Below are 20599 nucleotides of genomic sequence, written 5' to 3'. Positions count from 1 at the left end.
GGGACCTCACTGGTAGAAGACGAAGCGGCGGCTGAGGCGGAACTGCAGGGCGGTGACGGCAAGGATCAGCACGGTGAGGACCAGGCCGATGGCCGAGGCTTCGCCGAACTCCAGTTGCTGGAATGCGGATTCAAAGATCACCATGACGGCAGTGCGGGTGGAATCCCCGGGGCCGCCGTTGGTCAGGACGTAGGGCTGGTCGAAGACCTGCAGGGCACTGATGATGGCCATGACCGAGGCGACGAGCACCGTGGGACTGATCAGCGGAAGGGTGACATTGCTGAACTGTTTCCAGCCTGTGGCACCGTCCAGGTTCGCTGCCTCGTGCAGTTCCTTGGGAATGTTCGTCAGGGCGCCGAGGAAGAGCAGAAACGAGAACCCGAAGTTCTGCCACACATAGACCAGAACCACCACGGCTGCTGATGCCACGGGACTGGTCAGCCATGGCACAGCGGGAATGCCGATCAGGGACAGGAGCCAGTTCACCACGCCAAACTGTTCGTTGAACATGTACCGCATGAAGATGGACACCGATGCGGCGGAGAGGACCAGGGGAAAGAAGAAGGTGGAACGGAGGAACACCCTCAGCCAGGACGGCATCCTGCCCTGCAGCATGGAAGCCAGGCCCAGGGCGATGCCCAGTTGGAGGATCACCGCGACGATGACGAACATGATGGTGTTCAGGAAGGACACGCGGACGGTGGGGTCCTCTGCCAGCGAGGCGAAGTTGGCGAAACCGACAAACTGTGGTGCCGAAATGATGTCCCAGCGGAAGAAGGCCAGGACCAGCGAGCCGACGATCGGCAGGAAGGTGAACAGGGCCATCCCCAGCAGCGTGGGGGCAAGGAAAATCATGGCCAGCCATCGCTCGACGAACGAGCGGCGCGCGGCCGGCGGTTTTGCGGTCTGGCGCGGAGCGGTGGAAGTGGTGGTCACGGGTTCCTCCTCAGAGCCAGTTCGAGATCACGCTGCAGGGTGCCCATCGCGGCCCGCACATCAGCGGAGCTGCCGCTGACAGCGGTGGAAACATTTTTCATCAGCGCAGTTTCGACGGCGGCCTGCTGGGGCGGCGCGGGGATGGGGCCGGAGGTGGGGAACCGGTCGAGGGTGTCGTAGAACACTTTCCAATGCCGGGGCCCGGTGGCCCCGTAAAAGGACTCGTTGACCATTGAACGGCGGGTCGGAGTGGTGTTCGGCTTGGGAATGGCCAACTGCATCGCTTCCCGGCTGGAGCAGAACTTCACCCATTCCCACGCTGCGTCCTTGTCCTTCGCCGTGCGCATTATGGCGTAGCCGGCTGCGCCGAACTGGTGCCGCTGCGTCCGCCAGCGGGGGAAGAACTGCACATCGAACTGGTCGGCGGTCATACCGGCGTCGTGCAGGCCCTGCGCCCAGTAGCCGCCGGCCGGCGTGGTGCCGATGCGGTTGTTGCCGAACAAGCCGACCAGGGCGTTGCCGCCGCCTGATTCAGGACGGACGCCAAGTCCTTCGGCAACCAGTTCGCGCAGGTAGTCGAAGGTCTCGATAACCCGCCCGTCTTCCGCGTTGGGGGCCAGCCATTGATAGCCGCCGCCACGCGTGGCGCGGGCGGGGTCGTTCGGGTAAAAACGGTCCCACATCCAATCCCCGCCGGAAGCCTTGGTTTCGGTGAGAAAGCTGGTGTCGTTGGCGTACAGCCAGGGCACAACCCCGCCGAAAAGCCGGTTGGTCCAGTAATACGGGGTGAAGTCGGCCGGGCGGGCCTTCCGAAGGGCGCGGAGGGTGGCGCTGAAGTCGTCCTGCGTCCAGTCGTCCTTGGGCCGGTCAAGCCCTGCCTGGGCGAAGGTGGTGGTATTCAGATACATGTTCGCCCCGTTCCAGTCCAGCGGAAGCTGGTACAGGCTGCCTTGGTACATGAAGGCTTCCAGCAGGCTCGGATGAACGTCATCGAAGTAGTCGCTCATGTCGGCGGCGTCCCGGCGGACATAGTCATCCAGCGGCTCGGCGAGCTTGTCGGCGAACAGCTGGGCGCCCTCGGTAGCCACGTAGACGACGTCCGGCGGTGTTCCGGCGGCCACCATGGTGAGGATTTTGGAAAAGAAGTCCTTCCAGTCGGCGCCCTGGATGGCCTGCACCTGGACTGGAATATCAGGGTGGGCGGCGGTGAAGGCGTGAACCAGGCCCTGCCGGGCGGCCGCATCGGCTGCCGTTCCAAGGATGGCGATGCTCAGGGCCTTGCTGCCACGGCCCGGAATGTCTGTGCCTGTCAGTCGAGGCCAGGCTCCCACGGTGGCTCCCGCTACAGCAAGTCCCGTAAGGCCGAGCATGGAACGCCGCGTGAGTTGTGATACTGCGCTGCCGGACTGCGGGGCATGCGAGGGGGCTGGTTGCCCCGGTGTCTTTTCAGACGTCATTGTCGGCTCCTCCTAACACGTGTTAAGCAGAGTAGATACGCGACCTAACACGTGTCAAGTAGATGGTGCGATTGTTCGTCAGGCCATGTTCTGAGGTTTAGAAACCGCAGCGGCTGAAGGTCCTCTGGTCAGCGGGCCGGAACCGCTGCGGTTGATGCCCGCGGGATGATCCGGCAGGGCATGTAGAGGGGTCCTGCTTCCGGGTTCCCCGCTGCCGGGGTTTGTCCTTCCACCGCATCCAGCAGCATGGACATGGCCGATGCTCCGATTTCGGCGTGCGGAAGTGCCACGGTGGTCAGGGCGGGAACAAGGTTGGCGGCAAGGTTCTGCTGGTCGTCGTAGCCCACCACGGAGAGATCCTGGGGTACGCGCAGTCCCGCGCTGGCTGCATACAGCAAAACACCGGTGGCAACCCTGTCGTTGGAACAAATGATTGCCGTCGGACGGTCTCTTCCGCCCAGCACAGCGGAAGCGGCCCGGTAGCCTTCATCGATGTCCCATCCGGTCGCATGGACGTGCTGCTGTTTACTGCCCAGCCCCGCCTCTTCCATGGCCTCGCGGTATCCCTGTTCGCGCTGCGGGGCGGCAGGTGAGCTGAGGGTTCCGGTCAACAGGGTGATGCGGCGGTGGCCCAGGCTGATCAGCAGCTGTGCCGCGGCGCGCCCGCCGTCGACCTCTGCCGGTATGACCGACTGGAGCCTGGAGCCGGTATCGGTGCAATTGGCCAAAATGGCGGGCAAGGTGAGCATCGCCGGCGGGGCGGCAATTTCGCGCAGGCTGCCGGTGGCGTACATGATCCCGTCTACCTGCCGGTGCACGAGTTGCTGTGCCGCGGCGCTCTCGCGGGACGTGTCGTGTTCTGAGTCGACCACCAGGACCATGTACCCGCGGGCCAGGGCCGTGCGTGAGGCGCCGCTGATCAGCCGGCCGGCGAAGGGGCTGGTGACGATGTCATCCGTAATGATGCCGATCGTTGATGTCTGCTGGTTGCGCAGGCTGAGGGCAACGGAGTTGGGCGTGTAATCAAGCTCGGCCGCGGCGCGGAGGACGCGCTCCTGGCGTTCTGCGGTGACGTTGCCGTTTGCCCTGCCGTTGAGCACCAGTGATACTGCACTGCGGGACACGCCTGCCCGTCGTGCCACATCCAGTGCGGTAGCTTTTCGTTTCACCATGCCGATCTCCTCGCTTTGGGTTCAGCATACCTAACTCGTGTGAGGTCCGGGTGGCGAGGTGGCCATGGGACTCAGCCGGGGGTTCTCAGCCGGTGAAGGCAGTCATCCGGATCGAAACGAGTATTCCCGGAAGGTCGACGCCGAGCTTGGCGACGTAGCGTGTCGGAGGGTCGTGCGGGAACCACCGCGCGTACTCCTCATTCAATCCCGCGAAGTCCGAGGGAGCACTGAGCAGCACGCCGACCTCAACGACGTCTCCCAGCCCTGCCCCCGCTGCTTCAAGGATGGCCTCGCAGTTTGCAAGAGCCTGGCGCGTCTGGTCCTGGATGCTGTTGCCCGCAAGCTGGCCGCTGACCGGATCGGTGCCAACCGTCCCGGAGACAAAAACGAATGGTCCCGCTTTGACGCCCTGGCTGAAAAACTGTGAACCAGGCGCCTTGTCCGCCCTGACGATCTCCCTCGGCATGACCGATCCTTCCCCGGAGCCCGGTGGATGTTGGCAGCAGAATGGCAGTCATCGCCGGATACCGCAACCCCTGGCCCTCCTCAATACGGGCCGGGTCATGCCAAGTGCGGGGGTTGCGGGCGGTGGCGCAGGAACTCGTGGCGTTGGGTCGCGTTGTTTGTTTTCTCAAACTCGGTGGGTGAAGGCCCATTGTCGTGCTTGACCTGCGGAAACGCCGGTCGGGTCCCGGCGCGGTTCCACCACTACAGAGGGCTGCGCGTGTTTACTGAAGCGGGGGTGGGCAGTGCCATGTCCGGCTCCGCATCCATGGCACCATCCTTCACCGCCCCAACGAAAGCAGAACCATGCCCGAGAAAACCAGGCCCTTTTCACTTGCCCTGGCGGTGATCGCCGTCATGGGCAGTGCCTTTGCCGGCGTCAGCAGCGCAGAAGCCGCATCTCAGGTCTACAACCCTTGCCAGCGTCTGTCCGCCGGTCAGGTCAAATACTCAAGCTTCGGCTCCAACCGGGTGACGTTTGCAACCGCAGAGAGCCGCGAATCGAACAGGGTCACCATCACCGGATGCGTACGCTCCGGCAACCAATACATCCAGGAATGGCAGGACTGGGGCTATGCCGGACTGAAGGGCTTCGCCCCTCCCGGCCTCACTTGGGAAGACACCTACAAGTCTCCCTCCGGGTCCTATAGTGTGACCGAAGCCCTCGGCCGTTCCAACCCGGGAACCGCGCTCGCCTATCACACCGTCAATTCGAACTCCCGCTGGGGCGGCGAATACGGGTCCACCTACAACCAGTACTTTGAAGGCCGCGGCGGTCCTTCAGACGAGAACCTCTACACCTACATGAACCAGGGCTACTACGAGCAGGCCGCGGTCATCAACTACAACCGCCAGCCGGACATGCCGGTAACCCAGGGCGCCTCCTACGCGATCTTCCTGCACGCCGGCCGCACCACCTCCGCCGGCTGCATCTCCACCAGCCTTGAGGTAGTGAACCGGTTCCTTCGCAGCAACCGCCCCGGAGACCGCATCATTATGGGCGCTGTAGACGACGTCTTCACACCCCACTCCAGCGATCCGTTCGGCGCCGTCATGGAGAAATACGCTCAGTCAGGTGGACCGGCGGGCAGGCTCGGAAGTCCCACGTCCAGCGAAACAGGCGGACTTAAGGATGGGGGTGCGTTCCAGAATTTCCAGGGCGGTGCGATCATCTGGTCACCTGGAACCGGCGCACGGTTCTCCTGGGGAGCAACCCGCGACAAGTGGGCTTCCACCGGCTTCGAGAATGGTCCCCTCGGATACCCCACCACTGATGAAGTGGGCGGGCTCAAGGGCGGTGGCGTGTATCAGGTATATCAGGGCGGCGTCATCATGTACTCGCCCGCATCCGGCGCGCGGCTGTCCTCGTTTGGCCCGATCCGCGACAAGTGGGCCGAAACCGGGTTTGAGAACGGGGTCCTTGGCTACCCAGTCAGCGACGTCATCACCGGCCTCAGGAACGGCGGCTCCTACCAGGCGTACCAGCACGGTGGAATCTTTTCCTCGCCGGCAACGGGAACGTACGCGATCACCCATGGGATTAACGGCAAGTGGCGGGCACAGGGAGCCGAGAACGGCCCTCTGGGCTATCCGACTACTGACGAAGTGCATGGAATCAAGGACGGCGGATCGTGGCAGGGTTTCGAGGGCGGGGCGATCATGTTCTCTCCCGCGTCAGGCGCCGCCATCAGCACAGGGGTCATCCGTGACAAGTGGGCTTCCACCGGCTTCGAGAACGGCCGTATGGGCTATCCGACCACGGACGTTGTCACTGGCCTGAAGGAAGGCGGCTCGTTCCAGAACTATCAGGGCGGATCCATCCTTCATACGCCTGCCCATGGTGCTCACCTTTCCATAGGAGCTATCCGCACCATCTGGGCTTCGCTTGGCTTCGAGCACGGCAGGATGGGCTACCTCACAACTGACGAATATCCGGTCCCGGGCGGGGTGGCCCAGGACTACCAGGGCGGCGTGATCACGGCTGGCCGCTGGGGCGTTTTCCCGGTTCCGGGAGCCACCGCTGACGAGTTCAAGGCCAACACGTGGCTTGGCACTGCAACCACCGGGGCCAACCCGGGTAAGGATGGCGGCACCTGGCAAGGCTTTGAAAAGGGCGTCATCATGTGGTCCCCGGCATCGGGCGCCCACATCTCCTTTGGACCCCTCCGGGACGCCTGGTCCCAGCACGGGTATGAAAACGGTGCATTGGGCTACCCGACGTCAGACGCACTCGACATGAACAGCGGCGTGTACCAGACCTACCAGGGCGGCATCATATTCTGGTCTCCCTCCACAGCAGGGCATGCCCTGCTTGCCGACTACACGAAGAAGTACAACGACGTCGACGGAGGGGGCATCCTCGGCTTCCCCACCTCGGGCAGGGTCAACGGTTTGAAGGAAGGCGGCTCGTACCAGAACTTCCAGTGGGGCGCGTTGATCTCCAACCCCGTCGTCGGCGTTCGTGTCTCCGTCGGAAAGACCCGCGAAGCGTGGGCCGCTACCGGGTTCGAACATGGAAAGCTCGGCTACCCGACCACCGACAACTATGTCACTGCCGATGGGAGCACCGTCCAGGACTACCAGGGCGGGCGGATCACGGTGACCAGGGACGGCACCACGAAGATTGAATATGGGGTGCCGGCACCAGCGGCCACGGTGGCCCCGGAAGCAGCTGGCCCCACTCCAACTTCCGGCACTCAAGCTCCGTCAACGGAAACCAGCCCTGCTCCAGCGGCAATTCCTACTCCTGACCGGAGCAGCCCTGCTCCGACGGCAATCCCGACTCCTGACCCGAGCAGCCCGACTCCGACGGCGACCTCCACCAAGGATCCATAGGCAGGGCCCATAGTAGGCAGGGCCCATAGAGGGTGTCGGGCTGTCAGCCGCTCGGTCCGCGCTGCCTGTGACGTAGCCGGCGGCGATGGTGGCCGGGGTGGAGCGCTGTCAGCCCTCTTTCGGTGCAACGAATCCCGGCTCTCCCGGGAAAGGGTAGGTGCTGTACGGGAAGTTCTCCCTGGTGATGTCAAGGATCCCTGGATTCTTCTCAAACCACCGACGGGCCTTGTCATCGGTGACCTCGTACATGGGCTTTGGCAGCCCCTTGGGTTTACGGAGCTTGCGGGCCCGCCATTCCTTGCGGAGTATTGCGGTGCTGGCCAACCAGCCGCCGGTACATATGAGGGTGAGGAATGCGAAGAACAGGGTCAGGACCACGCCCATGCCCATGTCACCCAGATCGGGGAAGGACATGATGACCGTGAGGATCCCGAAGGGAATTCCGAATGGGGCCACGACGGCAGGGACCGTCATGATCAGGGCGACCAAACTTTGGCCGATAACGCTGTTGGCCATGTTGGAGGATTCTGTGGCACTGTGACCTCCGAGGCCCCATTCTTCCTGCGTGTAGGCGTAGACCACGTACTCCTTGTTCCACCCTCCAGTCCCGTACCGGTACTTCGGCACATGCTTCCTGACGTACTCCTCCATGCGCCTCTGCCTCTCAGCCTTGCGCAACTGCCTCTCGGCTTTGCTTCTCATGGTTGAGGGATGCCCGTGGGGCTGATAACGGTGAAGCGAAGGAACAGTGGAGAAGCACGATAACTGCGGTGAGGGTGGTGAAGGGGCTTGTTCAAGGTTGTCCAATGGGCCGAAGGGCGCGCGGAGGCGGCGCGCCCCCAGCACGATGCAATCCCAGGTACCGGTGAACCACCGGCCCCTGTTGCTCACATAGTCTTCACCCTAGCGAAGAACGACCGGTAGGTGCCGGGGATCAGCCCAAGCGGCTCACGCGAACACCGCCAACCGCTCCAGTCCACGGCGTATCGCCCGGGCTGGGCAGGGTGAGATGCGCGAAAACGTACCCCTGCTGAAGTTCAAGGACGTGCGACGTGCTCCCGGCACAGTCCAGTGCGAGCACTAATGGCCGGAAAGGCGCGCCGGGGTGCTCCTGTCCGACGGATATTTCCGCTCCGGAAGCACCAACACAGGCTGCGGTGACGGTGTACCGCCCGGCCGCCGGTACCCTCGCAGTTTTGCCGAACCCCCTGACCGGTCCGTCCAGTGGCCCAACCTCGGAAAGCAGGACTGGCTCCGGCAATTCCCCCAGGAGCCGGTCCAGCTGAGCGTAGTTCCTGGCCTCCAGTTCGAGAATCCGCCGATCGTTGTAAGGTTTCGGGGCCCCTGCCGTTGGCGTTGGGCCGGCTGTTGGCATACGTCCCTGTTCGTAGGCGGGTACCGGTGTGTGCACAGGCTCGGAGTATTCATAGGCGCATCCCGCTGTTCCGCTGAGCGGGATCAGCAGGCACAGGGCAAACGCGAGCCGGTGCGGCCTGTGCTTCATTTCCACCCTTCAATGGTGGGCAAGCCCGCCGTCCAAAACAACCACAAGCATGACCGGTGAAAGTGCGGGACCAAATTGCTAATGATAATGATTTGCATCTAGGGTGTTGGGTCGGACTACTAACGCTTGGCGATCAGAAGGAAAGAACAAATGGGTTGGCAAAAGATAAGGGTGGCTGGCGCGTCTTCCGTCGCACTGTTGATGATCGCGGGGTGCGCCGCGGGCGGCAACGACGCCCCGGCAGTTACGCAGCCGCTGAGGGTGGTGGGGCAGTTTGAGTTCCACAGCCTTGACCCCTCCACGGCCGGCGGCTTCTTCACCCGGCTGCAGGTGGCAGAAACCCTGGTGGACGCGGACGTCCAGGGCGTCCTCCAGCCCGGACTGGCCGAAAGCTGGAGCGCCTCCGCAGACGGGCTGTCCTGGACCTTCGCGCTCCGTCCGGATGCCCTCTTCCATGACGGCACGGCTGTCACTGCCGAGGTGGCAGCGGCCGCGCTGACCACGGCACAGGGCAAGGCCGGCACCCCGCTGGCAACGGTTCCCCTCAAGGCGATCTCTGCAGAGGGCAATGCTGTCCGCGTGGACCTGGCGGAGCCGTTTGCACCCCTACCGGCGGTGCTGGCCCACACGAGCACCCAAATCCTCGCCCCCAGTTCCTACGGCTCCGATCAGGCAGTCACCAAAGTGGTGGGCTCAGGGCCATACCAGGTGTCGCACATCGAGCCGCCGGCCAAGGTTGAACTTGCGGCCTTCGAGCAGTGGCATGGCGAGAAGCCGGACATCTCCGAGGTTACTTATCAGGCCGTCGGGAGGGCCGAAAGCCGGGCTTTGATGGCCGAAAGCGGCCAGGCGGACGTTACCTTCGGCATGGACCCCACCAGCCTCCAGAAGATCAGGCAGGCAGGCAAGCTGGATATCGCCGCCGTGACCCTGCCCAGGAGCATCCTGCTGAAGGCCAACTCCGGCCACGAAATCCTCGGCGACGTCCAGGTGCGCCGCGCCCTCAGCCTGGCCCTGGACCGCGAATCGATGGCAACGGCATTGTTGCGTGATCCGGAGATGGCGGCCACCCAGCTCTTCCCGCCATCCCTGCCGGACTGGCACCAGGCATCGGCCACGCCCCTGGAGCACGATCCCGCCGCCGCCCGGAAACTGCTGGCCGACGCCGGCTGGGCCCCCGGCACCGACGGCATCCTGGAACGTGACGGCAGGAAATTCACAGTCACCCTGCGGACCTTCCCTGACCGCCCGGAACTTCCCATCCTCGCCACGGCCATCCAAGCCAAGCTGAAGGAACTGGGAATCGCCGTGGACGTGAAGGTGGGCAACTCCAGCGAAATCCCCGCCGGGCATAAGGACGGATCCCTCGAGCTGGCGCTGTACTCCCGCAACTACGCACTGGTACCGGACTCACTGGTGACCCTGAGCGACGATTTCGCCCCCGAAGGTGGAGACTACGGTTCCATGGGGTGGAACGATCCCGCCCTCACCTCGGCTTTGCACCACCTGGCCAGCGGCAACGACGCCGGGAAGGCAGCAGAGTCCCGCGGAAAAGTCACGGACATCCTGCAGGCCCAGTTGCCCGTCATTCCGGTGGCCTGGTACCGGCAGAGCGCCGTGGTCAGCCCCCGCGTCGACGGCGTGACGCTGGACCCGCTGGAGCGTTCATGGCGCCTGAGCGACCTGGCCTGGAAAAAGTAGGAGGGGACATCATGACCTTATCCACCGCAGAGCCCCGTACCTTATCCAGGCCCGCTGTTCCTCCCGCCGTGGCCACCACGGCAAGGGTCCTGGGCCGCCGCGCCCTCCAGGCGGCCGGGGTAGTCCTCGTCGTCTCCACCGCCTGCTTCGCCATTGTCCAAAACCTCCCAGGGGATATCGCTTTTCGGATTGCCGCCGGCCGCTACGGCTATGACCAGGTCACCGCTGCGTCCGCCGACAGCGTCCGTGCTGAACTGGGGCTTGACCAGCCGGTCTGGCTCCAGCTCATGGACTGGCTGGCCGGCTTGGTGTCCTTCGACCTGGGCAATTCGCTGGTCACGGGGGCAAGCGTGGCCGGGGAACTTGGCCTTCACCTCGCGAGCAGCCTGCAGCTGGCGGCTGCCGCGCTGGTTCTTGCCTTGATCGTCGGGACTACCGTGGGAGCTCTGGCGGCGGCCCGGCCGGGCGGCCTCCTTGACCGGCTCACCACAGTCTGGGTGTCCGCCGCGCGGGCCTTGCCGCCCTTCCTGCTCGGGCTGCTCCTGATCCTGCTGTTTTCCGTCCACCTGGGCGTGCTGCCCGCCGCCGGCCATGGGGAAGCGAACAACATCGTTCTCCCGGCGGCGACACTCGCCGTCGGCCTCTCCGGGCTGTTCGCCCGGGTAACCCGGGATGCGATGGCACAGATCCGCCAGTCAGACTATGTCCGCTTCGCTGCCACCAAGGGGCTGGGCGGCTGGCTCGTGTTCCTTCGGCACATCTGCAGGAACACCGGCGTGACCCTGATCGCCTACGTCGGCGTGCAGGTCCTGGTTCTCATCGAAGGTGTTGTGGTGGTGGAAAGTCTCTTCGCCTGGCCCGGCCTGGGACACGCCCTGGTCCATGCAATCTTTTGGCGGGACATCCCCATGATCCAGGCCGCGGCACTGGCGCTGGCGCTCATGGTGGTCGCCATGAATACGCTGGTTGACCTCGCCACAGCAGCTGTTGATCCCCGGCCCCGCCACAAGGAGGCAGTACTGTGACCAACGCCGTCGCCATGCACGGACTCTCCCCGGCGCCAGCCCAAAACGCCAACCGGCCGGAGTGGCTGGCTGATCGGACAAAAACACAACTCATTTCCGCAGCCCTGCTGGCCGCCCTGGCCGTTTTCGCCATAGCCGGGCCCCTGGCCTGGCCGGACCACGCGCTCCAGGACCTGTCCAGGTTCCTGGAGGCACCAAGCCCCGCAGAGCCGCTGGGCCGTGACCACCTGGGCCGCAGCGTCATCGCGCGGCTGGCCCACGCCACCCAGCTCTCCCTGGTGATGGCAGTGCTGTGTGTCAGCGCCGCACTGCTCTTCGGCACCCTGGCCGGCATAGCGGCAGCATGGCGGGGCGGCTGGGTGGATTCGGTACTCCACGGTTTGTCCGAAGTCTTCATCGCGCTGCCTGCCCTGCTGGTGGTTCTCGTTGTCTCAGCCATCGCCAACGGTGACCTCTGGACGCTCTGCCTGGGACTCGCCCTGGCGCAGTGGGTGGAGTATTTCCGCATGGTCCGGGCCCGGAGCGGCCTTGTTCTGGCCGGCCCGGCGGTGGAGGCAGCAGGCCTGCTCCGGCTCGGATCCGTGCACATCATGCGCCGGCACCTCTTCCCCGAACTGCGGCCGCTGCTGACCACCATGGCGACCTTCGGCGTCGGCTCCTCCATCCTTGCGCTGTCCACGCTCGGCTTCGTGGGGATCGGCGTCCGGCCGCCCACGCCCGAGCTGGGGCTGATGATCACCGAAGCTTTCCCGTATTACCACGAGGCACCCTGGATGGCGCTGGCGCCGGTCCTGGTTCTCACCACCATCCTGATCGGGCTCCTGGGCCTGCGGAGCAAGGAGTCCCGAGCATGAGCCTGCGCCTGCGCCTGAACAACCTCGTCGTAACCCACGGCGGCAAAGTCCTGGTCGAGGCCGACCAGCTGGACTTCGAACGCGGGCAACCCGTGACGATCGTTGGTGAGAGCGGCTCGGGTAAATCCCTGCTGGCCCACGCCATCATGGGGACGCTCCCGCCGAACCTCACAGCCCGTGGCACCCTGACCGTGGACGGCCGCTCCTACGACCTCGGCGACCAGTCGAACCGGCGCGGCCTGTGGGGCCGGACCATGTCCCTTCTGCCCCAGGAACCCGTGCTGGCCCTGGACCCCACCATGCGGGCCGGCGAGCAGGTGGCTGAAGGAGCCCTTAGCTTCAGTACGGACAAACGCGGGGCGCGGCGGGCTGCGGATACCCTTCTGTCCTCGCTGGGTCTGGGTAAGGCTTCACGGGCTTTTCCACACACGCTGTCCGGCGGCATGGCGCAGCGGGTGGCATTCGCGGCGGCGACCATCGGCGGCGCTCCTGTTCTCATCGCGGACGAGCCTTCCAAGGGCCTGGACCAGCGCGCCAGGACGGAACTGGCGGAACTGCTCCGGAGCCACCTCGACGGCGGCGGCGTCCTGCTGACCATCACCCATGACCTCGACCTGGCCCGCGGGCTCGGCGGGAAGGTCCTGGTGATGAAGGATGCCCATGTTGTGGAGCATGGGCCCGCCGGGCAGGTCCTGGCACAGCCGGAACATCCGTACACCCGGCGGCTCCTGGCTGCCGAACCCTCCCACTGGAGGCACCCGTGGATGAGGAACCCGTTGGATGTGGCGGAGCGGACAGGCGCCGTTCTGGTCTCGGGAGAGGGCCTCAGCAAGTCCTTCGGCAGCGAGCAACTGTTCAGCGATCTCTCGCTGGAGGTCAGGGCAGGCGAGCGGATTGCGCTAAGCGGTCCGAGCGGAAGCGGGAAGACCACCCTTGGGAATGTTCTGCTGCGCCTCCTTCCGCCCGACACAGGGACGGTGCAGCATGCGGACGTCCTCAAACGGGGCCGGCTCCAAAAGCTGTACCAGGACCCTGCCCTGGCGTTTCCCCCGCGTGTGCAGCTGAAGGACGCGCTGGGGGACGTGGTCCGCCGCCACGGCCTGGACCGCTCCCGCATTGAGGAGCTCATGGGCTCGCTGCGGCTTGCCCCCGAACTTCTCCACCGCAGGCCGGGGCAGATTTCCGGCGGGGAGCTGCAGCGGATCGCCATCATCCGGTCGATGCTCCTTGAGCCCGCCCTGGTCTTCGCCGATGAGCCGACATCCCGCCTGGACCTCATCACGCAGGAAGAAACCATGCGGTGCCTTATGGAGCAGGTGGACCGGCTGGACTGCGCGCTGGTTCTGGTAACGCACGACGACGGCCTTGCCGCCGCGGTGACCCACCGGAGCGTCCGGTTGGGGGCGGCTTCGCCGCTGCCGGTGCCGGTGCCCGACGTTCAGTTCGCAGGAGGCTAGTTCTTAATGCGGGTGGCGGAGGGGTGAGGGTCAGGCGTCAACCAGGGCGAGCACGCGGGCCGGGCTGCCGGTCCTTGCGTATGCCAGTAACGGTGTTTGGGGTTCGCTTTGGGGATCCTCTAAGGTTGATCCCCGATGATAGCCCTTGACGAAACGTCCAGCCAGCCCCATGCCGCGTCGCCGCGTGGACCCGTATTCGTCGACGCGTCCGGTCGCCGGCTGAGGCGGGTCAAGCTGATCGGCCTCGGGGCCCTGGGGCTTGTGGCGGCGTACGTCCTGCTCCTTTTAGTGGCGTTCATCAGCGGATCCAATATCTCCGCTCCCTACCTGCCCCTTCCGGCCGCTGCCGAGGCCCCTGCTCCGCAGCCGGTGCCGTCGGCGCCCGCTTCCAGTGCGGCTGGCCTCCCGGCCGTGGAAGCCCCGGCGGCCGGGCCGGCAGCCCTGCCCGCCGCCCCGGCCGCGGTGGCTGAACCCCCGGCGGCGCCCGTGGCACCGCCGGACAACAGCCCGGCGGTTCAGGCTGCGCCGCCTGTTGATGCTCCTGCGCCTGCTGCGGAGCCGGCGGCGCACGGCATGAGCGGGTCCGCCCCGGGCCAGGCAACCCGGCCGTCCGCCCCGCCGCGCCCGTGAGTGTGCGCCGCCGGAGCAAGGGCGCTGTTCCTGTCAACGTAAGGGCTCATTGGTTCGTCCTCATGGCGGTCCTGTTTGCCCTCGGTATTGCCCTCGTGGTGCAGGGATACATGCACCACCTCGCCGCAGTCGGCTACGACTCCGCGCCGGTGAATGGACCGTCCGGCAGCGTCCCGAAGGCCGTATCGCAGGGCGGTCCCGTGATCGACGCCCGGAACGGAGCTGTCCGCACTGTGACGCCACCGGACCGAACGGTCGCCCTGACCTTCGACGACGGCCCGGATCCCGTCTGGACGCCACAAATCCTCGATGTCCTTCGCAAGCACCAGGTACACGCGACGTTCTTCGTCGTCGGTTCGGCCGCGATCGAGCACCCAGATCTTGTGCGGCGCATCATGGCCGAAGGCCACGAGATCGGCGTCCATACGCTCACCCATGCCGACCTTGGCACCGCCGACGAGTGGCGCCGCCAGCTTGAAGTCCAGGGTGCCCAGGACGCGATCATGGGCATCACCGGCCACGCGGCGTCCCTGCTGCGTCCCCCGTACAGTTCCGGAAACGGTGCCGTGGCCGGCGGTACCTGGTCCGCAATGCAGGCATCGGCGGACGAGGGGTACCTCACCGTGTTGAGCAGCCTGGACAGCGGGGACTGGCGGCTGCCGGGCGTCGGGGAAATTGAACGCAATCTGGCTCCTTCCGGGCCGCAGGGGCAGGTGGTCCTGATGCACGACGGCGGAGGAGACCGGGAGCAGACGGTTGCCGCCCTGGACTCCGCCCTTGCGAACTTCGCGGACAAAGGTTTCCGGGTCACCACCGTCGGTGATGCGATCGGCGTCGACACCATGCGGCCGGCAACCGCCACGGAACAGGCCAGCGGGACGGCCCTGGCGTGGGGCATCCGCCTCAGCGGCTTCGTTGTCACGGCCATCTCGTGGGCGCTCGTTGCAGCCGGTGCCGTGACGTTCATCCGTGCCGTCCTCGTGGTCTTCTTCGCCGCGCGGCACAGCCGTGCCGCACGCCGCATCTCAACGGCCGGCCGCGGCCGCCGCCGGGTGGACGTGCTGGTCTGGCCGGAGGTTACCGGCCGGGTCACAGTGATCGTGCCGGCGTACAACGAGTCGGCCGGCATCGAAGCCGCGGTCCGGTCCATCGTGGCCTCCACCCACCCGGTTGAAATCATCGTCGTCGATGACGGATCCACCGACGGGACCGCCGACATCGTGGACGCGCTCGGACTGCCCGGCGTCACGGTGATCCGTAAGGAGAACGGAGGCAAACCGTCCGCGCTGAACGCCGGGCTGCAGGCCGCCACCCACAACCTTGTGGTGATGGTGGACGGCGACACCGTCTTCGAACCTGACACAGTCCATGCCCTCATCCAGCCCTTCGCCGACCCGCGGGTGGGTGCCATCTCGGGCAACACCAAGGTTGCCAACCGCGGTGGCATCCTCGGCGCCTGGCAGCACATCGAGTATGTCGTCGGCTTCAACCTGGACCGCAGGCTGTTCGACGTCGCGGAATGCATGCCCACTGTCCCCGGTGCCATCGGGGCCTTCCGCCGCGATGCCCTCCTCCGCGTCGGTGGAGTCAGCGATGACACACTCGCGGAAGACACGGACCTGACCATGTCACTGTGCCGGGACGGCTGGCGCGTTGTGTACAAGGACGACGCAAGGGCCTGGACCGAGGCACCGGCGAGCCTCTCGGCGCTTTGGAAACAGCGGTACCGCTGGTGCTATGGAACGCTGCAGGCAATGTGGAAGCACCGCGGCGCGGTGGTGCAGGGAGGGGCAGCCGGCAAGCTGGGGCGGCGCGGCCTCGGCTACCTGCTCGTCCTCCAGGTGCTGCTTCCGCTGTTCGCGCCGGTCGTCGATATCTTCGCTGTCTACGGCCTGATCTTCCTCGATCCACTCCGGATCGTGGCGCTCTGGTTCGTCTTCCTGGCCGTCCAATTCCTCATGGCCGCCTACGCCTTCCGGCTCGACAATGAGCGCCTCCGCCCGCTGTGGACCCTTCCGCTTCAGCAGTTCGTTTACAGGCAGCTCATGTATCTCGTCGTCATTCAGGCCGTTGTCACCGCTGTGGCCGGCGTGCACCTGCGGTGGCACCGGATGGAGAGGTACGGCAGCCTCCGCGTCCCCACCGGACAATCCCAAGAGTAGGCGCCGCTACCGGACCAGCCGGTAGCGGACATGCGTCACCAGGCTGGTGCCGCTGACCTCCGTCGGTTCAAGCCTGACATTCCGGACAGCGTCCATGAGACGCTCGCCCCCTCCGAGGATGAGCGGTGAGGTGTGGAGCCGCAGTTCGTCGATCAGCCCCGCCGATAGGAATTGCTGCACGGTTCTGGCGCCCCCGGCAATCGCGACGTCCTTCCCGGCCGCAGCCTCCCGCGCCCCGGCCAATGCTGCCTCGATCCCACCGGCCACGAAGTTGAAGGTCGTGCCGCCCTGCATCTCCAGGGGAGGGCGGGGATGATGCGTAAGGACAAACACCGGTGCGTGATAGGGCGGTTCCTCTCCCCACCAGCCGCGCCAGTTTTCCGGCCAGGGCCCCGGGCCGGGGCCGGCGAACATGTTGCGGCCCATGATGAAGGCACCTGCCTCGAGGATGCCCTCGATCGCCGCCGCATTGGCCTCCGGTTCTTCGAACATCCAGCGGTGCAGGTCCTCGCCGCCCTCGCCCAATGGCTCGGCCAGGCTTTGATTCGGACCGGCGATAAATCCGTCGAGGGAAACGGTGAGGTCACACGTAACGCTGTTCATGGCTTCCTTCTCCAGTGAAAGGGACATTAGGAACGCCGGGCACCGCCAATGCTAGCGGGACCCGCCGGCGGCTGGAAGGCGCGTTGGGTTGTTGCCGCGAAGCCACTCAAGGGCATACACCGGGGCGGTATCACCCTCCTCCAGGAAGAACGCCACGTGCGAGCCCTGCATCCAGTACAGCTCCGAACCCCGGATGTGCCGGTGCGCGTGGCGCGCGTTCTCCGGCGGGACGCTCGCATCCGCTCTGGCGTGCATGATGAGCGCAGGGCAGGCGATGGCTTCGAGCTCCATCGGGGACATCGACTTGAACTCGGTGGAGTCGTTGTCGAAGCCCGCCCGGCGGCGCGACCAACCGGAAGACGCCATCAGGATGTGCTCAAGATGAGCCACCCGTACGGGATCCCCGGCCACCCGCGCCGCCCGGATGCCGGCTTCCCGCGTATCCACATCGCCAAAACGCCGAAACAGCATCTTCAGCATGGAACCCGCGGCGTGCCGGAGAAACCAGAGTTGGAGCCGAATGGACAGATCCCCGGAGGCCAGCCTGGCCATCGGGAACGGCGGGATCCGCAGGCACACTGAATCGACCTGGAGCAACCTGGCAACCCGGTCCGGATGCCTGGCGGCCAGGGAGTATGCGGCCGGACCGCCCCCTGAACCGGCAAAAACCGGAAGACTGGTGAAACCAAGCTCATCCATCAGTGCTGCCAAGGCATCACCCTGCTCTGCGGCCGTGCGTCCCGTGGCCAGCGGTGTCCCCAAATAACCGGGCCTGCTCGGCGCGATGATGCGGAACCCGTTGGCCCGGAAGAACTCCGTGGCAACCAGTCCCTGGTCCCATCCTCCGAGGGTGCCGTGCACGGCGAGGAGCGGGGTGCCGCCGCCACGGTCGGCATACTCCATGGGTCCCGCGGCAGTAGCTACTGTCCTGTGGGGATGGATGAGGCAGGCCCGCATGCCTTCAACCGTCATGGGAATCGGCGTAGCGGGCATGATGTCAGCGTGGCACCGAGGCGGTTCGCAGTCCGCCGTACGCCGCTACTGCCCCGGCCAGGAAAATGAGCGCGGCCACGTAGACCGGTCCGAGGTGGCCAAGCGTTGCCAGTCCCCAGGGGTAGTGGGCGGGGAGGGCCACCGCGAGTCCGACAAACGGGACGATAACGGCTGTGGCGAAGGCCCACCGTTCTCCACGCCGTACGCCGTACCAGGACAGACCCGCGACGGCGAGCCCGGCGGCCGCGATGAAGCCGCTGATCGTGATGTGCAGATGGCTGATGTAGTGGTACAGCTGGGGGCTGAACGCCTCAATCTCCGTTTTTCCCTTGTCCACTTCGTCTGGTCCTATGCCCAGCTCAAGGAAAGCGCCTGTGAAATTGAGCACAAAAAAGACCACGGCGTACCCCACGAAGGCCAGACCGGCCAGTGTCATGAGGGCCGCTCCCGTCCGGACCCGGGACTGCTTTCCCGGGGGAACCTGGATGTCAGGCATGGTCAGGACCCCTTTCTTGTATACGTAGGTCCTCGAATGAGAGTCCTGTGATCGTTGCCTGTCAAGAGACTCCCGGACGGGAAAGGCATCCTTGCCATGCGGAGGGGCGTAGCCCGATGTGCGGTGGGCAATGGGCACTGGGTACTGTTCTTCGGATGCGAAAAGACAAGAAACACCTCGCTGCCCTCCTGATCACCCTCGTCCTGGCCGGCGGCCTGCTGACCGCCGGTTCCGCTCCTGCAGGCGCCGCTTCGTGGCCCTTTGGTTGGTGGAACTGGATCACCGCCGGTGCCCAATCGCCGGCTCCTTCAGCGCCTGCCTCAGCTCCCGCAACCCGGACGCCCGCACCGGTTCCGGCCACACCCAGCCCCGCTGTAGAGCCGGCGACGACGCCGCCGGCTGAGGCTCCCGCAGCTCCTGCTGAGGCTCCGGTTGCCGCAGCGCCCGCTCCGGCTCCTGCCGAAGTTCCGGCCCCCGCAGCTCCGGCACCGGCTCCTGCCGAGGTTCCGGTTGCCGCAGCACCGGCACCGGCTCCCGCCCCAGCGCCCGCACCGGCTCCCGCACCTGCTCCTCCGGTGGCGCCGTCCGCTACCGGCACGCCGTCCAACGCTGTCGCCCAGCGATCCTTCCAGCTCATCAATGATTACCGGGCGGCCAACGGCCTTGCCCCGTTGCGCTACAACAGCGGGCTCGAAGCGGTTGCCCAAAACTGGTCGAACACCATGATGAATGACATCAACGCCCAGGGCAGCGCCGGCTTCCGGCACAACCCCGACGCGGCCGCCCAGATCCCGTCCGGCTGGAGCCGCACTGCCGAAAACATTGCCGTGAACGCCGACGCCGATGCACTCTTCGCTGCCTGGAAGGCCTCACCTGGCCACAACGCCAATATGCTCAACGCTGCCCTGACCGACTTCGGGTTCGGCTTTGCCCGGCTCTCCGCCGGTTCGCCGTACGGGGCGCAGCTGGTGGCTACGCAGAACTTCGCCACCTACGCGTAGTTAAACAAGGAACGACGGCGGCCGACCGCCGTCGTTCCTTGTCCCGCGCAGCTGCCAGGCAGTTTGCCGTGCGGCTGTCTGATAGACGCCTCTCCCTAAAGAAGAAGGGGGATTTGCTCGTTGACTTTCAAGTGCAACGTGAGGATCCTCAGACTTACATATTTGGTGTAGTAATCCCTGCTGAAATCAGGCCGCCATGGGCAATGATGACTATGGAATTTTGGAACTTGACCTCATGCGGTCCTGGCAGCTGCGCCGGGACGGGGCAGTTGTCCATGTTGCTGCCCGGCAGCAGCGGCTTATAGCAGCACTGGCAGTCCGCGGTCCCAGTCTCCGGAATTACCTTGCCGGCATGCTGTGGCCGGAGTATCCGGACGCCAAGGCACTGGAAAGCCTCCGGGTGGCGGTCCATCTGATGACGAGGCAGGTGCCGGGCCTGCTGGTCAAGGATGGGGCCCTGCTGACCCTCGACAGCCGGGTTGCCGTGGACCTGTACACGGTTCGCGCCCTGCTGAAAGAGGCCGCCCTTTCGAGTACCGGCAGCACGTGGACGCTGCTGCGGGACCTGCGGGACGCGGAATTCCTGCCCGGCTGGTACGAGGACTGGGTGATCTTCGAGCAGAGCCGGCTGCGGCACGATCAGCTCCGGGCCTTCACGCTGGCCGCACGGGAGTTCTCTGGCCGCGGGGACCACGGGGGCGCTGCGGAAGCGGCGTTGGCCGCACTGGAAATCGAACCCCTCTACGAGAGTGCCGTACGGGTGCTTGTTGCCTCGGAGCTGGCGCAGGGAAACCTGGCCTCCGCCCTGCTCGCCTATGACAAATACCAGGAACAACTCCTCAGTGACATGGGTGTTCCACCCTCGGACGGTTTGAGGCAGCTGATCGGCCAGACAGCCAGGCCGCAAGCCACCCATGCGGACGCGCAGCTAGTTCCTTCCCTGGACATCGGACTGGGTCAGCAGCCACTGCTGCACAACGTGTAGCACTTTATCCCGGTCGGCAGCGGAAACCGTGGTGCGCTCCTCGCCGTGGCCCGGGCCGTAGGTGATCCTGGCGCGGAATCCGGGGGGCTGTGCGCCGTCTTCATGCCATGCCCGGATCACCAGGGTGCTGGCATCAGGAACCGCCGGCATCCTGTTGTGCCCTTCGTCAGGTGCCTGACCGACGTCCTTCATCCGCATGGTTTCCCGCTTTCAGCCAGCCCAGCGTCATTCAAGTAGACCCGTCCCGGCGTTACTGCTGCATGACCAACCCCGCGTCTTCACGG

At 65.5% G+C, this 20599-nt stretch carries 18 protein-coding genes; 9 read left to right on the top strand and 9 right to left on the bottom strand.

Features of this window, described 5'->3' with window-relative positions; genetic code table 11:
• Positions 1–6: 6 nt before the first annotated feature.
• From P2Q66_RS01630 to P2Q66_RS01615, 4 genes are all read right to left on the bottom strand, one after another.
• Positions 7–936: a sugar ABC transporter permease gene (locus tag P2Q66_RS01630; protein WP_275725049.1), complete on the bottom strand. Its 930-nt coding sequence runs from the start codon at positions 934–936 to the stop codon at positions 7–9.
• Entirely contained in the window at positions 933–2393 is a 1461-nt protein-coding gene (locus P2Q66_RS01625; protein WP_275725047.1) for an extracellular solute-binding protein, read from the bottom strand. Before P2Q66_RS01625 ends, P2Q66_RS01630 begins: the two co-directional genes overlap by 4 nt.
• A 128-nt stretch (positions 2394–2521) precedes the next feature.
• Positions 2522–3565 (bottom strand): LacI family DNA-binding transcriptional regulator, encoded by a 1044-nt coding sequence (locus P2Q66_RS01620; RefSeq protein WP_275725046.1) that lies wholly within the window; start codon positions 3563–3565, stop codon positions 2522–2524.
• A gap of 85 nt (positions 3566–3650) precedes the next feature.
• On the bottom strand, positions 3651–4031 hold the full coding sequence (locus tag P2Q66_RS01615) for a RidA family protein (RefSeq protein WP_115523340.1): 381 nt from the start codon (positions 4029–4031) through the stop codon (positions 3651–3653).
• Between the two features lie 344 nt (positions 4032–4375).
• Between P2Q66_RS01615 and P2Q66_RS01610 the strand changes: the two genes are divergently transcribed.
• Positions 4376–6904, top strand: a complete 2529-nt coding sequence (locus P2Q66_RS01610; RefSeq protein WP_275725042.1) for a hypothetical protein — start codon at positions 4376–4378, stop codon at positions 6902–6904.
• 108 nt (positions 6905–7012) lie between these two features.
• Here P2Q66_RS01610 and P2Q66_RS01605 read toward each other — a convergent pair whose 3' ends face one another.
• Positions 7013–7555, bottom strand: a complete 543-nt coding sequence (locus P2Q66_RS01605) for a hypothetical protein (protein WP_275725040.1) — start codon at positions 7553–7555, stop codon at positions 7013–7015.
• 1003 nt (positions 7556–8558) lie between these two features.
• Here P2Q66_RS01605 and P2Q66_RS01600 point away from each other — a divergent pair.
• The 6 genes from P2Q66_RS01600 to P2Q66_RS01575 all read left to right on the top strand — a co-directional run bounded on the left by P2Q66_RS01600 (position 8559) and on the right by P2Q66_RS01575 (position 16237).
• The gene (locus P2Q66_RS01600) at positions 8559–10109 is read left to right on the top strand and encodes an ABC transporter substrate-binding protein (protein WP_275725038.1); all 1551 of its coding nucleotides are present in this window, start codon (positions 8559–8561) and stop codon (positions 10107–10109) included.
• A gap of 11 nt (positions 10110–10120) precedes the next feature.
• Entirely contained in the window at positions 10121–11134 is a 1014-nt protein-coding gene (locus P2Q66_RS01595) for an ABC transporter permease (protein WP_275725036.1), read from the top strand.
• Positions 11131–11988 carry an ABC transporter permease gene (locus P2Q66_RS01590; RefSeq protein ID WP_275725034.1) on the top strand — a complete coding sequence of 286 codons (858 nt, stop codon included), beginning with the start codon at positions 11131–11133 and terminating at the stop codon, positions 11986–11988. Before P2Q66_RS01595 ends, P2Q66_RS01590 begins: the two co-directional genes overlap by 4 nt.
• Positions 11985–13445, top strand: coding sequence for an ATP-binding cassette domain-containing protein (locus tag P2Q66_RS01585; protein ID WP_275725032.1), 1461 nt, complete (start codon positions 11985–11987; stop codon positions 13443–13445). Before P2Q66_RS01590 ends, P2Q66_RS01585 begins: the two co-directional genes overlap by 4 nt.
• A gap of 135 nt (positions 13446–13580) precedes the next feature.
• Complete coding sequence (locus P2Q66_RS01580; protein WP_275725029.1) at positions 13581–14075, top strand: hypothetical protein; 495 nt, start codon at positions 13581–13583, stop codon at positions 14073–14075.
• 62 nt (positions 14076–14137) lie between these two features.
• Positions 14138–16237, top strand: a complete 2100-nt coding sequence (locus tag P2Q66_RS01575) for a glycosyltransferase (RefSeq protein ID WP_275725028.1) — start codon at positions 14138–14140, stop codon at positions 16235–16237.
• Positions 16238–16243: 6 nt separating this feature from the next.
• Here the strand turns inward: P2Q66_RS01575 and P2Q66_RS01570 are convergent, their stop codons facing one another.
• Genes P2Q66_RS01570 through P2Q66_RS01560 form a run of 3 tightly spaced genes read right to left on the bottom strand, consistent with a single transcriptional unit; the run spans position 16244 to position 18329 of the window.
• Positions 16244–16840 (bottom strand): dihydrofolate reductase family protein, encoded by a 597-nt coding sequence (locus P2Q66_RS01570; protein WP_275725026.1) that lies wholly within the window; start codon positions 16838–16840, stop codon positions 16244–16246.
• A 51-nt stretch (positions 16841–16891) separates the two neighbouring features.
• Complete coding sequence (locus P2Q66_RS01565; protein ID WP_275725025.1) at positions 16892–17833, bottom strand: alpha/beta hydrolase; 942 nt, start codon at positions 17831–17833, stop codon at positions 16892–16894.
• A gap of 4 nt (positions 17834–17837) precedes the next feature.
• Positions 17838–18329, bottom strand: coding sequence for a hypothetical protein (locus P2Q66_RS01560; RefSeq protein WP_275725023.1), 492 nt, complete (start codon positions 18327–18329; stop codon positions 17838–17840).
• Between the two features lie 155 nt (positions 18330–18484).
• Here P2Q66_RS01560 and P2Q66_RS01555 point away from each other — a divergent pair, with 155 nt between their 5' ends.
• Positions 18485–19330 carry a CAP domain-containing protein gene (locus P2Q66_RS01555; RefSeq protein WP_275725021.1) on the top strand — a complete coding sequence of 282 codons (846 nt, stop codon included), beginning with the start codon at positions 18485–18487 and terminating at the stop codon, positions 19328–19330.
• Positions 19331–19526: 196 nt separating this feature from the next.
• The gene (locus tag P2Q66_RS01550; RefSeq protein ID WP_275725019.1) at positions 19527–20315 is read left to right on the top strand and encodes a BTAD domain-containing putative transcriptional regulator; all 789 of its coding nucleotides are present in this window, start codon (positions 19527–19529) and stop codon (positions 20313–20315) included.
• Here the strand turns inward: P2Q66_RS01550 and P2Q66_RS01545 are convergent.
• A complete protein-coding gene (locus P2Q66_RS01545) occupies positions 20259–20507 on the bottom strand; it encodes a hypothetical protein (RefSeq protein ID WP_275725017.1) in 249 nt (82 codons plus the stop codon). The genes P2Q66_RS01550 and P2Q66_RS01545 overlap by 57 nt on opposite strands.
• Positions 20508–20599 lie beyond the last annotated feature (92 nt).

Origin of the sequence: Arthrobacter sp. Cr_A7 (assembly GCF_029222765.1) — a bacterium.
Taxonomy (GTDB): Bacteria; Actinomycetota; Actinomycetes; order Actinomycetales; family Micrococcaceae; genus Arthrobacter.
This window is presented reverse-complemented; position numbering and strand designations above follow the sequence as displayed.